The sequence below is a fragment of the Cupriavidus sp. 01L46 genome (genome assembly GCF_056399905.1).
The window spans coordinates 1-1,396 of sequence record NZ_JBFTSF010000590.1 but is presented as its reverse complement, the minus strand read 5'-3'; the positions used below and the strand labels follow the sequence as shown (position 1 = coordinate 1,396).

Below are 1,396 nucleotides of genomic sequence, written 5' to 3'. Positions count from 1 at the left end.
GGTCGAGCCCGAGATCCTTTATGGCCTTGTTCACATAACGGTCGTCAATCCAGGCATCCACGCTGAAGCGCTTGCGTATCAGCTTGAAGCGGTAAGCGTCTTCCATCGAGCGCCGATCGGCCGCGCGCACGTAGTCGTCGAAGCGCGGTGAATGCCGGTGGGCTAGGGGAATGCCATTTAGCTCCTCGTCGTAGATCGCCGCGGGAATGCCGCCCGACGAGGCCCAGAGCTTCAGCACTTCGTCGCGATGCGCTTCCTGCGAGGCATAGCTGGCGGCGCGGACAAGCGCCGTGACCACGCGCTGAGTGAGCCCGGGGTAGGTGCTCGAAAACTTATCCGTCACAAGCACATGGCCGTTGTCACTCGCAACGGGGTTGTCGCGCGTGCTGTAGATGATCCTGGCCTGTCCCTTGGACTCCAGTACCTTGAGATTCAGCGTGCCGAAGATCGCATCGAGATCGCCGGTCTGGAACGCCGCCGGCGAACTGGCGGGTTCCAGGTTGATCACCTTGATGTCGCGCTCGCCCAGGCCGTTCTGTTCAGGGATCCGGTCCACTGCGAGCTGAGTGGCCGTGCCCTTGTGAAAGCCTACGCGCTTGCCGCGCGTGCTGGTCACCATGACCAGCCTCGCCTTGATGCCGACCGAGCGGCCAATCACGGAGGGCAGGTCACCGAGGGTGGTGAAGTCGAGTTGCTCGTTGGTCAGCGCCTCGTTGACCTGTGGGCCTTGTCCCTTGAAGAAGATCCATTGCACCTTGATGTTGTCCTTCTTCAGTGCCTCCTCGATAAAGCCCTTGGTTTGCGCTACCGCCAGCCAGCCCGTGCCGATACGCGGTGGTGTGCCCACGCCCGCGTTGGAAACCCCGAAGCGCACCACGGACGGCAAGGGCTCCGCAAACGCGGTCGCCACCGCGAGCATGAGTGCGAGCGTGGTAAGACGACGAAGAGAAGTGGACAGCCCGAACGCAATCATGTTGTTTGAAGGATGAGGATGGGAAAGGCGGTAGCCGCAAAACGCGTGCCTGCTGGATCTGCCGCAGATATGGCCGCAGCACCGCACTCAGATGCTGCGACAGCGCCGAGCCCAGCGGGCGGGCAATATCGCCGAGATTGATGATCTGGCTCTCAACGGCAAGCTCGCGTTCGAGTCCATCGATCAGGGCCTGCGCGAGTACGAGGGTGCGGGAGGGAAGGTAGGTGCTGCCGGATACGGCGATCACTTTCAGGGCGGAGGTCATGCTCAGAGGTGCGTTGGGAAAAGCGCAACCTTTCGCAAGATGCGTACCCAAGGCTGGCGTCGGCGAACGGCCCGCATTGGCGCGAGGAATTGCGGTGAGGCTGTTTGGGAATCAACAACCAGCTGTGCAGTACTGCTGTGTTTTTAGCAGCGCGGGCG

1 protein-coding gene is annotated in these 1,396 nt (G+C 61.9%); it reads right to left on the bottom strand.

From position 1 onward, the window contains the following. Positions 1-973 (bottom strand): ABC transporter substrate-binding protein (locus AC1DS3_RS38660; protein ID WP_477129367.1); only part of this gene is annotated, 973 nt, incomplete at its 3' end. Positions 974-1,396 lie beyond the last annotated feature (423 nt).